Source organism: Streptomyces sp. SID5785 (assembly GCF_009870065.1).
GTDB lineage: Bacteria > Actinomycetota > Actinomycetes > Streptomycetales > Streptomycetaceae > Streptomyces.
Genome location: NZ_WWIA01000713.1, coordinates 1 through 12,341 on the forward strand (window position 1 = coordinate 1; position 12,341 = coordinate 12,341).

Genomic DNA, 12,341 nt, shown 5'->3' on the forward strand with positions numbered 1-12,341 from the left:
CGCTCGCGGTCACCACCGCCCTGTTCGACGACGCGCAGGCGGCCGAGACCGCGTACCGGGCGGTGAAGCCGCTGGCCGAACGCGCGGCCGAGGCTCCCGCGCCGCACAATCCGCTGTGGCAGGACGCGGCCCGGCTGGGCCTCGCCGATCCGGAGCTGCGCGAGGCGGCCGCGGCCTGCTTCACCGCGGCGCTCGACGCGCTGCCGCGGCTCGGCGCCGACGGCGAGGTGCGGCAGGCGGTCGCGGACTTCACGCACCGCTACGTCCTGCGCGGCCGCTGTCCGGCCGACGATCTGCTCGACCGGCTCACACCGTCGCCCGACCGGGGGAGGACCGTCCGCTCATGACCACCGAGGAGAACGTCACCACGGATCCGGAGGCGCTGCGCGCTCGCGCCGCGGACGCCCTGGAGACCGCCCGCCGTCGCACGACGCTGCTCACCAGCTGCGTCGAGGAGCCCGAACTGACGGCACAGCACTCGCCGTTGATGTCTCCGCTGGTGTGGGACCTGGCGCACATCGGCAACCAGGAGGAGCAGTGGCTGCTGCGGGCGGTCGCCGGCCAGGAGGCGATGCGGCCGGAGATCGATCCGCTGTACGACGCGTTCGAGCATCCGCGCTCCGAGCGGCCGAGCCTGCCGCTGCTCGCGCCGCACGAGGCGCGGGGATACGCGGCCGAGGTGCGGGGCCGGGCGCTCGACGTGCTGGAGACGGCGTCGTTCGCGCTCGACGGTCCTGCGTCGCTGACCCGGGCCGGATTCGCGTTCGGCATGATCGCCCAGCACGAGCAGCAGCACGACGAGACGATGCTGATCACGCATCAGCTCCGGTCGGGCGGGGCGGCCCTGACCGCGCCGGACCCCGAGCCCCTTGCGGAGCCGTTCGCCGGGCCCGCCGAGGTCCTGGTGCCGGGCGGCCCGTTCACGATGGGCACGTCGGCGGAGCCGTGGGCGCTGGACAACGAGCGGCCGGCCCACGTCCGTGACGTGCCGTCGTTCCACCTCGACACGACACCGGTGACGAACGGCGCGTACCTGGAGTTCATCGCCGACGGCGGCTACCGGCAGGAGCGCTGGTGGCATCCGGCGGGCTGGGCCGCGGTCCGCGAACACGGGCTGCATGCACCGCTGTTCTGGCGGCGCGAGGGCGGCGACTGGGTGCGCCGCCGGTTCGGAGTGAGCGAGCCGGTGCCCCCGGACGAGCCGGTGCTGCACGTGAGCTGGTACGAGGCCGACGCCTACGCCCGCTGGGCGGGCCGGCGGCTGCCGACCGAGGAGGAGTGGGAGAAGGCGGCCCGGCACGACCCGGTGACCGGCCGCTCCCGGCGCTACCCGTGGGGCGACGCCGATCCGACGCCGGAGCGGGCCAACCTCGGCCAGCGCCATCTGCGTCCGGCCCCGGCCGGCAGCTGTGCGGCGGGGGAATCCCCGCTCGGCGTACGGCAGTTGATCGGCGACGTGTGGGAGTGGACGGCGAGCGACTTCACGCCGTACCCGGGGTTCGTCGCGTACCCGTACCGGGAGTACTCGGAGGTGTTCTTCGGGCCCGAGCACAAGGTGCTGCGCGGCGGCTCGTTCGCGGTGGCGGACGTGGTCTGCCGGGGCACGTTCCGCAACTGGGACTATCCGGTGCGGCGGCAGATCTTCTCGGGGTTCCGCACGGCGCGGGACGCCGGTCCGGCCGTCGGGGAGCACGCCTGATGTGCCGTCATCTGGCGTACCTGGGGCCGCCGGTGCCGCTGGGCGACGTGCTCGACGCGCCCCCGCACAGCCTCTTCCGGCAGTCGTGGGCACCGCGGCGGCAGCGGCACGGCACGGTCAACGCGGACGGGTTCGGGGTCGGCTGGTACGCCGAGGGCGATCCGGTGCCGGGGCGCTACCGCCGGTCCGGACCGATCTGGGGCGACCAGTCGTACGCCGATCTGGCCCGGGTGGTCCGCTCGGGCGCGCTGCTCGCCGCGGTCCGCGACGCGACGCTGGGCGGCGCCGACGGGGAGACCGCCGCGGCCCCGTACGCCGCCGGCCCCTGGCTGTTCAGCCACAACGGCGCGGTGCCGGGCTGGCCGCGCTCCCTCGCCCCGCTGGTGCCCACGCTGCCCGCCGTCGACCTGCTGTCCCTGGAGGCCCGCTGCGACGCCGCGTTCCTGTGGGCGCTCGTGCTGCAGCGGCTGCGGGCGGGCGACGAGGGACCCCAGGCCCTCGCCGACACCGTCCTCGAGGCCGCCGCGGCGGCACCGCAGGCCCGGCTCAACTTCCTGCTGACCGACGGCGCGACCGTCACCGCGACCGCGTGGGGCGACACGCTGTGGTACCTGACCGGTCCCGGACCCCGCACCGTCGTCGCCTCCGAGCCCTACGACGACGACCCGCGCTGGACCGAAGTCCCCGACCGTACGCTGCTCTCGGCGAGCCGCGACGGTGCCGACGTCCTGCTGACCCCGCTCAAGGAGCCCGCCGCGTGAGCCCGTTCCAACTGACCCGCACCCTGCCCGAGCACGCCACGGAGGCCGCGCTGCGGTCCGACGTGCGGCACGGGCTGACCCGTACGCCCAAGACGCTGCCGCCGAAGTGGTTCTACGACGCGCGCGGCAGCGAGCTGTTCGACCGGATCACCGAACTGCCCGAGTACTACCCGACACGGGCGGAGCGCGAGATCCTGCGCGCGCGGGCCGCCGACATCGCGGCCGCGACGGACGCCAGGACGCTCGTCGAGCTGGGCTCCGGCTCGTCCGACAAGACCCGGCACCTGCTGGCCGAGTTCACCGGCCTGCGGGCGTACGTCCCGGTGGACGTCAGCGAGAGCGCGCTCCAGGGGGCCGCGAAGACCCTGCTCGCCGAGCATCCGGGGCTCGACCTGCACGCTCTGGTCGCGGACTTCACCGCCGGTCTGACGCTGCCCGGGACGCCGGGCCCCCGGCTGGTGGCGTTCCTGGGCGGCACGATCGGGAACCTGCTGCCCGACGAGCGGGCCGCGTTCCTCGACGCCGTCCGGGGCATGCTCGCGCCCGGCGACTTCTTCCTGCTCGGCACCGACCTCGTGAAGGACCCGTCGGTCCTCGTCGCGGCGTACGACGACGCGGCGGGGGTGACGGCCGCGTTCGACAAGAACGTGCTGTCGGTCGTGAACCGGGAGCTCGGCGCGGACTTCGACCCCGACGCGTTCGCCCACGTCGCGGTCTGGGACGCGGAGCGGGAGTGGATCGAGATGCGGCTGCGCTCGCTCACCGGCCAGACGGTCAAGATCCCGGCGCTCGACCTCGCGGTCGAGTTCGCGGCCGGAGAGGAGCTGCGCACGGAGGTGTCGGCGAAGTTCCGGCGCGCCGGGGTCGAGCGGGAACTGGCGGCGGCGGGGCTGGACACGGTGCGCTGGTGGACGGACACGCAGGACCGCTTCGCGCTGTCGCTGAGCACCCCGGCCGGCTGACCCGGCCCGGCCGGGGCGACGGGCCCGGGGTCAGGGCCCCCGCTCGTCGAGGCGGCGGGTGATCTCGCGGGACGCCTTGCGCGCCTCGGGGGCGGGCTCCGCGCCCTGGAGCACACGCGTCATGTAGGTCTTGATCGGGTTGTCCGCCTCGACGGTCGCCCAGCGCGGGGACGCCGGCGTCGCCTTGCCGTGGGCGGCGCCGACGGCCATCGCGGCGACGCCGGGCTCTCCGGCCACGGCGGACGCCAGCGTCGTCTTGTTCGGCACGTAGTCCATGGTCCGGGCCAGGTCGGTGTTCCACTTCTCGCCCGCGAGCGCCTTGACGACCTCGAGGGCGCCGGCCTTGTCGTCGGTGTTCGCCGGGACCACGAGGTCCGAGCCTCCCGTGAACACGGCGCCCGCGCGCCCGGCGGTCCTGCCCGGGATCGGGAAGTAGCCCAGCTTGCCCTTGAGCGCCGGGTTCTTCTGCAGGATCGCCTGGGCGGCTCCGGGTACGGAGATGATCTGGGCGATGTCGCCGCGGGCGAACTGCTCGGCCTGCGGCGGGTGTTCCTCGTCGGCGTCCACGGGCCCGTCGCCGAGCGCCTGGAGCTGCCGGTAGAAGGCCATGCCGCGCAGCGCGGCGGGGCTGTCGAGGGCGCCGGTCCAGGTGCCCGCGGACTCGTCGGCGAGGTCGCCGCCCTCGTCCCAGACGAATCCGGAGAGGGTGTACCAGTCCTGCCCGGCGAGATAGATGCCCTGCTGGGCGCCGGTGTCGAGACGCCGGGTCAGATCGAGCCACGCGTCGCGCGTGGCCGGGGGCCTGTCGATGCCGGCCCGGGCGAACAGGTCCTTGTTGTAGATCACGACGCGGTTGGCGGCGTACCAGGGGATGCCGTACTGCCGGGCGCGGTCGACGCCGGGTTCGGCGAGACCGGGGAGCCAGTCGTCCATGCCGAGGTCACGGGCCGACTCCAGGGACAGGTCGGTCAGGCCGTCGGTGTCGATGTAGGTGGGCACCTGGGTGTTGCCGACCTCGATCACGTCGGGAGCGTCGCCGTCCTCGGACTTGAGGGCGGCGGTGACCTTCTGCCCGATGTTCGTCCACTCCTGGATCCGCACGTCGAGGCGCAGGTCGTCGTGCTCGGCCTCGAAGGCCTTGGTGAAGCGGTCGACGAAGGCGTCGGACGCGCTGCCCTTCATCAGCCAGACGGTCACCGTGCGCCGGTCCGGTCCGCCGCCGGGCAGTGCCCCGCACGCGGTCAGGAGCGTGCCGGAGACGACGGCGAGGGCACTCAGGGACATCAGGGCGCGACGGGATCTCACGTGGGTCACTTTCTGCCTGCGGACAGGGGTGGGTCGGCCCGACGTGGGGGACGAGCGCGCGGCTCGAACGGGTGTGACCGGATTTTGGTATGGACCAATGCACCGGTCAAGGGTTACCGGCAAGTAGACCGAACGGTGATCGAACGGTGTCCGCCCACCGGGACGGCCGTGCCCGGACAGCCGCGCCGGGCACCGAGCGCTCCCCCGCCTCCCCCTCGCGGACCGCGCCGCCCTGGGGCACGGTGGAAGCATGTCGAACCACACGTACCGCGTCACCGAGATCGTCGGCACCTCGCACGAAGGCGTCGACCACGCGATCCGCAACGGGATCGCACGCGCCTCCCAGACCCTGCGCAACCTCGACTGGTTCGAGGTCACGCAGGTGCGGGGGCAGATCGTGGACGGCCGCCCCGAGCACTACCAGGTCGGCCTCAAGGTCGGGTTCCGCCTCGACGGCGAGGAGTGAGCCGGTCCGGTCCCCGGCGCACCGCGAGGGGCCCGGCCCCGGCGCGGACCGCTCAGGTCCGGCCCTCGCGCTCCTGCGCGTCCTGGAGCGCCGCCGACGCGTCCGCCCAGCGGGCCCGTACGACGGTGAACCCGGCGCGCTCCGCCTCCGCGCACACCAGCTCGTCGTCGTCCACGAGCATGCGCACCACGCGCCGGCGGGCCAGTCGGCGCAGGACCGCGAGCTTGGTGATCCGGGCGGGCCTGCGGTCGTCGTCGCGCCGCATGTGGAGCGCCCCTTCGGGCAGGTCCTGCGCGGCGAGCCAGGCCAGCGTGTCCGCGCGGCACCGCTCCGGGCGCCCGGTGAGGTAGACGATCTCGCACTCTTGCGCGCTCGTCCGCGCCAGCGCGACGCCCTCGGCGAGCGGCGGGTCCTTCGGGGCCGCGGCGAAGAAGGCGGCCCAGTCGCGCGGCTTGCGCTCCAGGTACTTCTGCCGGTGTGCGGTGTCGGCGAGGGTGCCGTCGAGGTCGAACACGGCCAGGGGGCGTCCGTCGGAGGTCACCCGGCCACCTTAGGACCTCCTGAGCGCCGCCGGAGTCCCGCCCCGGGGCCGTCCGGCGCCGTCAGGGGGGCCGTCCGGGGCCGTCCGGGAATCACTGCCCCGTCAGCGCGTTGAACCAGGACGTGACCACCGTGCCCGAGACCACTCGCTTCTCCGTCCTCGACCGCTCCCGCACCCGCGAGGGCGCGACGGCCGCGCAGGCCCTGCGCGACACCGTCACGCTCGCCCAGGACCTGGAGCGGCTCGGCTACCACCGCGTCTGGGTGTCCGAGCACCACGGTGTGCCGGGCGTCGCCGGGTCGGCCCCGACGGTGCTCGCCGCCGCCGTGGCCGCCGCCACCCGCACGATCCGGGTCGGCACCGGCGGGGTGATGCTGCCCAACCACCAGCCGCTGGTCGTGGCCGAGCAGTTCGGCGTGCTCGAATCACTGTTCCCCGGCAGGATCGACATGGGGCTCGGCCGGTCCGTCGGCTTCACCGACGGGGTGCGCAGGGCCCTGGGCCGGGACAAGGACGACGCGGACGACTTCGCGGCGCAGCTCGGCGAACTGCTCGCCTTCTTCACCGGCACCTCCCCGACCCGGGTGCACGCGCGGCCCGCCGAGGGGCTCTCCGTGCCGCCGTTCGTGCTCGCGATGGGCGAGGGCGCGACGATCGCCGCCGAGGCGGGACTGCCGATGGTGATCGGCGACTTCCGCAACCGCGACAGGATGCTGCGCGGCATCGACCGCTACCGGGCCGCGTTCCGGCCGTCCCCGTGGGCCGCCGAGCCCTACGTGGTGGTCTCCGGGACGGTGGCCGTCGCGGGCAGCGAGCACGAGGCGCGCCGTCTGCTGATCCCCGAGGCGTGGTCGGCGGCGTACTCGCGCACCCACGGGACGTTCCCTCCGCTGCCGCCGGCCGAGCGGGTCACCTCGCTCGACATGCCGGCCAAGGAGCGCGAGCTGTACGAGTCGGGGCTGCGCGGGCACATCGTGGGCACCGAGCAGCAGGTCGCGGACGAGCTGGCGGCGGTGATCAAGGACAGCGGGGCGCAGGAGGTACTGGTGACGACGAGCACGTACGACCGCGAAGGGCTGCTCGAGTCGTTCCGCCGGCTGGCCCGGGTCGCCCAGCTCGCGCCGGCGCCCCCGACCTAGAATCACAGGGTTTGTCCACCCCCGCCCTCGCACCCGCCCTCGCACCCGACCTCGCCCTCGCCCTCGCCCTCGCCCTCGCCCTCGCACCACCGGAGCACCGCCCATGCCGCACGACGCCAGCCCGCCGCCCGCACCGCAGCACGACGGCTTCGTGCGGGTGCGGGGCGCCCGCGAGCACAATCTGCGCGGTGTCGACGTGGACGTCCCCCGCGACGTCCTCGCGGTGTTCACCGGGGTGTCCGGATCCGGCAAGTCCTCGCTGGCGTTCGGCACCGTGTACGCCGAGGCCCAGCGCCGCTACTTCGAGTCGGTCGCCCCGTACGCGCGCCGGCTGATCCACCAGGTGGGGGCGCCCCGGGTCGGCTCGATCACGGGGCTGCCGCCCGCCGTCTCGCTCCAGCAGAGCCGGTCCGCGCCCACGTCGCGGTCGTCGGTGGGCACGGTGACGACCCTGTCGAACTCGCTGCGCATGCTGTTCTCGCGGGCCGGCACCTACCCGGAGGGCGCCGAGCGGCTCGACTCCGACGCGTTCTCGCCGAACACCGCGGCGGGCGCCTGCCCCGGCTGTCACGGGCTCGGCCTCGTGCACCGCACCACGGAGGAACTGCTCGTCCCCGACCCGTCGCTCTCGATCCGGGAGGGCGCGGTCGCCGCGTGGCCGGGCGCCTGGCAGGGCAAGAACCTGCGGGACATCCTCGACACCCTCGGCCACGACGTCGACCGCCCCTGGCGCGAGCTCGCGCAGGCCGACCGGGACTGGATCCTGTTCACCGACGAGCAGCCCGTCGTCACCGTGCACCCGGTGCGCGACGCCGACCGGATCCAACGCCCGTACCAGGGCACGTACATGAGCGCCGACCGGTACGTCCTGAAGACCTTCGCGGACTCCAAGAGCGCGACCCTGCGGGCCAGGGCGGAGAAGTTCCTCACGAGCGAGCCGTGCCCGGTGTGCGACGGGGCGCGACTGCGCCGGGAGGCGCTCGCCGTCACGTTCGCCGGACGCACCATCGCGGAGCTGGCCGGGATGCCGCTGACGGAGCTGGCCGCACTGCTGGACCTGCCGGACGGCGCGTCGGAGACCGCGCGGGTCCTGACGGACGACCTGCGGGCCCGCATCGCCACCGTGACCGAGCTCGGTCTCGGTTACCTCGGCCTGGACCGGGCGACCCCCACCCTCTCCGCCGGAGAACTGCAACGCCTGCGTCTGGCCACGCAGTTGAGGTCAGGACTCTTCGGCGTGGTCTACGTCCTGGACGAGCCGTCGGCGGGCCTGCACCCCGCCGACACCGAGTCCCTCCTGACGGTCCTCGACCGGCTGAAGGCCGCGGGAAACTCGGTGTTCGTCGTGGAGCACCACCTCGACGTGATCCGCCGTGCCGACTGGCTGGTCGACGTGGGACCGCTCGCGGGCGAGCACGGAGGCGAGGTCCTGCACAGCGGGCCCGTCGACGGGCTGCGCCGGGTCGAGGAATCCGCGACGGCGCGCTTCCTCTTCGACGAAGCTCCCGTGACACCACGTCAACCCCGTACTCCCACCGGCTGGTTGAAGGTCGGGCCGGTGACACGGCACAACCTGCACGGCGTCACCACAGAGCTGCCGCTCGGCGCGTTCACGGCGGTCACCGGTGTCTCCGGGTCCGGCAAGTCGACGCTCATCGGCGAGATCACCGGGGAACTGGAGGGCGTGGGGCGGCTCGTGGTCGTCGACCAGAAGCCGATCGGCCGCACCCCGCGCTCCAACCTTGCCACCTACACCGGCCTGTTCGACGTCGTGCGCAAGGTGTTCGCGGCGACGGACCAGGCGAAGGCGCGCCGTTACGGCGTCGGCCGGTTCTCCTTCAACGTGGCCGGCGGACGCTGCGAGACCTGCCAGGGCGAGGGGTTCGTCAGCGTCGAACTGCTCTTCCTGCCCAGCACCTACGCGCCCTGCCCGGACTGCGCCGGGGCCCGCTACAACCCGAAGACCCTCGAGGTGACGTACCGCGGCCGGAACATCGCGCAGGTCCTGGACCTCACGGTGGACGCGGCGGCGGACTTCTTCACGGACGACCAGGCGGCCACGGCGGTGCTGCGCAGCCTGCGCACGCTCCAGGAGGTCGGGCTCGGCTATCTGCGCCTGGGCCAGCCCGCCACCGAGCTGTCCGGGGGCGAGGCCCAGCGCATCAAGCTCGCGGGCGAGTTGCAGCGCGTGCGGCGCGGACACACCCTCTACCTGCTCGACGAACCGACCACCGGACTGCACCCGGCCGACGTCGAGGTGCTGCTGCGTCAGCTGCACGGACTCGTCGACGCCGGTCACTCGGTGGTGGTCGTCGAGCACGACATGGCGGTGGTGGCCGGAGCCGACTGGGTCGTGGACATGGGGCCCGGCGGCGGCGACGCGGGCGGGCGCGTCGTCGTGACGGGCCCGCCCGCGACGGTGGCCGCGGCGCCGGACAGCCGCACCGCGCCCTATCTGGCGCGGGCCCTCGGCGGCTGATCCGCCACGACCTCACGGCGCAGCACGCCCTTGGCGAGCTTGCCGGTCGGGGTGCGGGGCAGGCCGGGCACGAACGCGACCTGCCGGGGCACCTTGTAGTGGGCGATCCGTTCGCGCACGTAGGCGACGAGCTCACGCCCGAGCTCCGGTCCGGGTTCGACGCCCTCGGCCGGCTGCACGTAGGCGTGCACGGCCTCGCCCATCTCCGCGTCCGGCACGCCGATGACCGCGACGTCGGCGACGGCCGGGTGCAGGACGAGGCAGTCCTCGATCTCCTGCGGATAGATGTTGACGCCGCCGGAGATGATGGTGAACGCGCGCCGGTCGGTGAGGTAGAGGTAGCCGTCCTCGTCGACGTGGCCGATGTCGCCGGTCGTGGTCCAGTTCGGGTGGTCGGGGTGCTGTGCCTCGCGGGTGCGGCCCTCGTCGTGGTGGTAGCGGAAGGGCAGGTCCTCGCGCGCGAAGTAGACCGTGCCGGTCTCCCCCGGCGGCAGCACACCGCCCGCTTCGTCACAGATCCGCAGCTCGCCGAGGAGCCCGCCGCGGCCGACGGACCCGGGCCGCTCCAGCCACTCCTGGGGGCCGATGAACGTGATGCCGTTGGCCTCGGTCGCCGCGTAGTACTCGTGCAGCACGGGCCCCCACCAGTCCATCATCCGGCGCTTGACCTCGACGGGGCAGGGCGCGGCCGCATGGATGGCGACCTTCATGGACGACACGTCGTACGCCGCGCGCTCCGCGTCGGGCAGCTTGAGCATGCGCACGAACATGGTGGGCACCCACTGGCTGTGGGTGACGCGGTGCCGCTCGATCGCGGCCAGCGAGGCGCGCGCGTCGAACGTGTCCATCAGGACGACGGTGCCGCCGGTCGCGGTGACGGTGTAGCAGAAGCGCAGCGGCGCCGCGTGGTAGAGCGGCGCGGGGCACAGGTAGACGGTGTCCTCGTCGAAGCCGTACATGGGCTGGAAGAGGAGCTGGTACGTGGACGGGTCGGTGCGGATGTCGCCGTCGGGCAGCTCGGGTTCGATGCCCTTGGGGCGGCCGGTCGTGCCCGAGGAGTAGAGCATGTCGGCGCCGCGCGGCTGGACGGCGGGCGGCCGGGCCGACGCTGCGGCCAGGGCGCGGTCGTAGCTGCCGTCGTCGAAGCCGAGCCGGTGCCGCACCCCGGGCACCCGCTCCTCGATCCCGTCGCCGAGGGCGTCCAGGGTCCCCGACACGACGAGTGCGCTCGCCCCGCAGTCGCGCACGATGTACGCGGCCTCCTCGGGGGTCAGGTGGTGGTTGACGACGGTCAGGTAGAGGCCGGACCGCAGCGCGGCCCAGTAGACCTCGAGGACGCGCGGGTCGTTGTCGGACAGCAGGGCCAGATGGTCGCCTCTGCGCAGGCCCGCCGTGCGCAGGTGGTCGGCGAGGCGCAGCGAGTTCTCCTCGAGGCGCCCGTAGGTGAGGGTGACGGTGCCGTCGGCCGTGACGACGGCCGGCCTGGCTCGGTCGTACGCTCCCGGGTACATGGGGCGACGGTACCCGCCCGACGTGACGACGCGTCAGGGGTGCGCCGGAGATGGTCCGTTCGCTCCGGCGCACCCGGGTGTCACGGGGTGAGTCCGGCGAGGATCCGCGCCCGCAGCTCGGCGTGGGTGCGCCAGGCCTCCCACCGCTCGTCCGCGGCGAGGACCCGGTCCAGCGCCTGCTCGGGGGTGACAGTGTCGGGGCCGAGGACCTCGCGCAGGACGACGACGGCCGCCTGCGCGCCGGGCAGACCGGCCCCGGCGAGCCGGCCCAGCGCCCGGGCGGGTTCGGTGGGGGCCGTTGCGCGGACCCGGTCCACCAGCGGGGTCAGCCAGCGCACCCAGCGCTCGTACGGGGGCAGGTCCGCGTCCTGTTCGGCGCGGGCGATCACCGGTTCGAGGGCGGCGGCGAGCCGGGCGTGGTACGCGTCGACGGTGCAGGTGACGTGCGGGTACTCGACCTGGAAGTGCTCCCAGCCGACGTCCGCGCAGTCGTGGATCTCGTCGAGCCACCAGCGTCCGCCGGGGCGCAGCATCACGTCACCGGACAGGACGAACGCCGCCCACAGCACGTCGAAGTCGACGGGGCCCAGTTCGGAGAGCAGCACAGCGTCGTACAGGTCCTTGCCCTGCGGATGCATGTCGCTGATCAGCCACACGATCTTCCATGCGAGGGAGAGGCCCGGTGTGACGGTCAGGAGTGTGCTGGTCGGGCCGTCGCCGAGGGGGGTCAGGGCCGTGCGGACGGCGGGCTCGGCGAGTGGCTCGTCGTACACGACGTCGATCTGCACGGTGCCGCCGGCGGTGCCGGGTGCAGTCCAGGGCAGCAGAAGCCGGTGTCCCGGTACCCGGTCGTACGTCCAGATGTCCTCGGTGACCGCTCCGGCCGCGTCGATCCACACCGGGGAGTCCGGCCAGGACGCCGACTCCGCCTCGGCCGCCGCGGCGATCTGCGGGAACAGTGCGGTGGCCTCGGATCCTTCGAACGCCCAGCCCTCGGGCGCGACGAAGTCCAGGTCGCCGGGCTCGCGGGCCTCCTCCCCGCACCAGGTCGCCATCAGGACGCTGCCGCGCAGGACGAGGCGGGAGCCGAGGGGCGTCCCGGCGACGGCGGCGAGCACGAGATCGAGGGCGGTGCGCCGGGCCCGGAACCAGGCGTGCGCCTCGCGCTCGTCGGTGAAGCGCGGGTCTCCTGCGCGGAAGGCGTTCGGGTACTGGGTCAGCGCCGGGTCGAAGACCGCGGGCTGGGTCAGGCCCTCGGGGGCGGGGAGGAGGGTGCGGGGCACTGCGTGGCCCGGGCGGGTGCGGTGCTCCGTCGGGGCGGTGTGGGGGATCGGGGCGCCCGGGGTGAGGGCGCGGGTCCAGGGGTCGGTTGTCATGCGGGGCTCCTCTCCGGAGCGGGGGATGCAGGGCTCGGGACGGGACGTCTCGTGGTCGCGTGCGGGTGATCGGGGGCTGGTCGCGCAGTTCCCCGCGCCCCT

10 protein-coding genes and 1 pseudogene are annotated in these 12,341 nt (G+C 74.0%); 7 read left to right on the forward strand and 4 right to left on the reverse strand.

Annotated elements, in window-relative coordinates; all coding sequences use genetic code 11:
- From GTW43_RS23345 to egtD, 4 genes and pseudogenes are all read left to right on the forward strand, one after another.
- Positions 1-347 (forward strand): annotated as a pseudogene (locus tag GTW43_RS23345) (ergothioneine biosynthesis glutamate--cysteine ligase EgtA); the annotation flags it as partial.
- Positions 344-1,699 carry an ergothioneine biosynthesis protein EgtB gene (egtB, locus tag GTW43_RS23350; protein ID WP_161303986.1) on the forward strand — a complete coding sequence of 452 codons (1,356 nt, stop codon included), beginning with the start codon at positions 344-346 and terminating at the stop codon, positions 1,697-1,699. The pseudogene GTW43_RS23345 and the gene egtB, both read left to right, overlap by 4 nt.
- Positions 1,699-2,460, forward strand: a complete 762-nt coding sequence (egtC, locus tag GTW43_RS23355) for an ergothioneine biosynthesis protein EgtC (RefSeq protein WP_161303987.1) — start codon at positions 1,699-1,701, stop codon at positions 2,458-2,460. Before egtB ends, egtC begins: the two co-directional genes overlap by 1 nt.
- The gene (gene egtD / locus GTW43_RS23360; RefSeq protein WP_161303988.1) at positions 2,457-3,422 is read left to right on the forward strand and encodes an L-histidine N(alpha)-methyltransferase; all 966 of its coding nucleotides are present in this window, start codon (positions 2,457-2,459) and stop codon (positions 3,420-3,422) included. The genes egtC and egtD overlap by 4 nt, the downstream gene beginning before the upstream one ends.
- 30 nt (positions 3,423-3,452) lie before the next feature.
- Here egtD and GTW43_RS23365 read toward each other — a convergent pair whose 3' ends face one another.
- A complete protein-coding gene (locus GTW43_RS23365) occupies positions 3,453-4,706 on the reverse strand; it encodes an extracellular solute-binding protein (protein WP_161304000.1) in 1,254 nt (417 codons plus the stop codon).
- Positions 4,707-4,977: 271 nt separating this feature from the next.
- Between GTW43_RS23365 and GTW43_RS23370 the strand changes: the two genes are divergently transcribed.
- On the forward strand, positions 4,978-5,193 hold the full coding sequence (locus GTW43_RS23370) for a dodecin (RefSeq protein ID WP_161303990.1): 216 nt from the start codon (positions 4,978-4,980) through the stop codon (positions 5,191-5,193).
- A 52-nt stretch (positions 5,194-5,245) separates the two neighbouring features.
- Here the strand turns inward: GTW43_RS23370 and GTW43_RS23375 are convergent, their stop codons facing one another.
- Positions 5,246-5,734, reverse strand: a complete 489-nt coding sequence (locus tag GTW43_RS23375; protein WP_161303991.1) for a hypothetical protein — start codon at positions 5,732-5,734, stop codon at positions 5,246-5,248.
- A gap of 122 nt (positions 5,735-5,856) precedes the next feature.
- Between GTW43_RS23375 and GTW43_RS23380 the strand changes: the two genes are divergently transcribed.
- Together GTW43_RS23380 and GTW43_RS23385 are read left to right on the forward strand one after the other, a co-directional pair.
- Positions 5,857-6,873 (forward strand): LLM class flavin-dependent oxidoreductase, encoded by a 1,017-nt coding sequence (locus GTW43_RS23380; protein ID WP_161303993.1) that lies wholly within the window; start codon positions 5,857-5,859, stop codon positions 6,871-6,873.
- 103 nt (positions 6,874-6,976) lie between these two features.
- The gene (locus GTW43_RS23385) at positions 6,977-9,352 is read left to right on the forward strand and encodes an excinuclease ABC subunit UvrA (protein ID WP_161303995.1); all 2,376 of its coding nucleotides are present in this window, start codon (positions 6,977-6,979) and stop codon (positions 9,350-9,352) included.
- Here GTW43_RS23385 and GTW43_RS23390 read toward each other — a convergent pair.
- Positions 9,325-10,863 (reverse strand): acyl-CoA synthetase, encoded by a 1,539-nt coding sequence (locus GTW43_RS23390; RefSeq protein WP_161303996.1) that lies wholly within the window; start codon positions 10,861-10,863, stop codon positions 9,325-9,327. The genes GTW43_RS23385 and GTW43_RS23390 overlap by 28 nt on opposite strands.
- An 80-nt stretch (positions 10,864-10,943) precedes the next feature.
- Positions 10,944-12,239, reverse strand: a complete 1,296-nt coding sequence (locus GTW43_RS23395) for a nucleotidyl transferase AbiEii/AbiGii toxin family protein (RefSeq protein ID WP_161303998.1) — start codon at positions 12,237-12,239, stop codon at positions 10,944-10,946.
- Between the last annotated feature and the right edge of the window lie 102 nt (positions 12,240-12,341).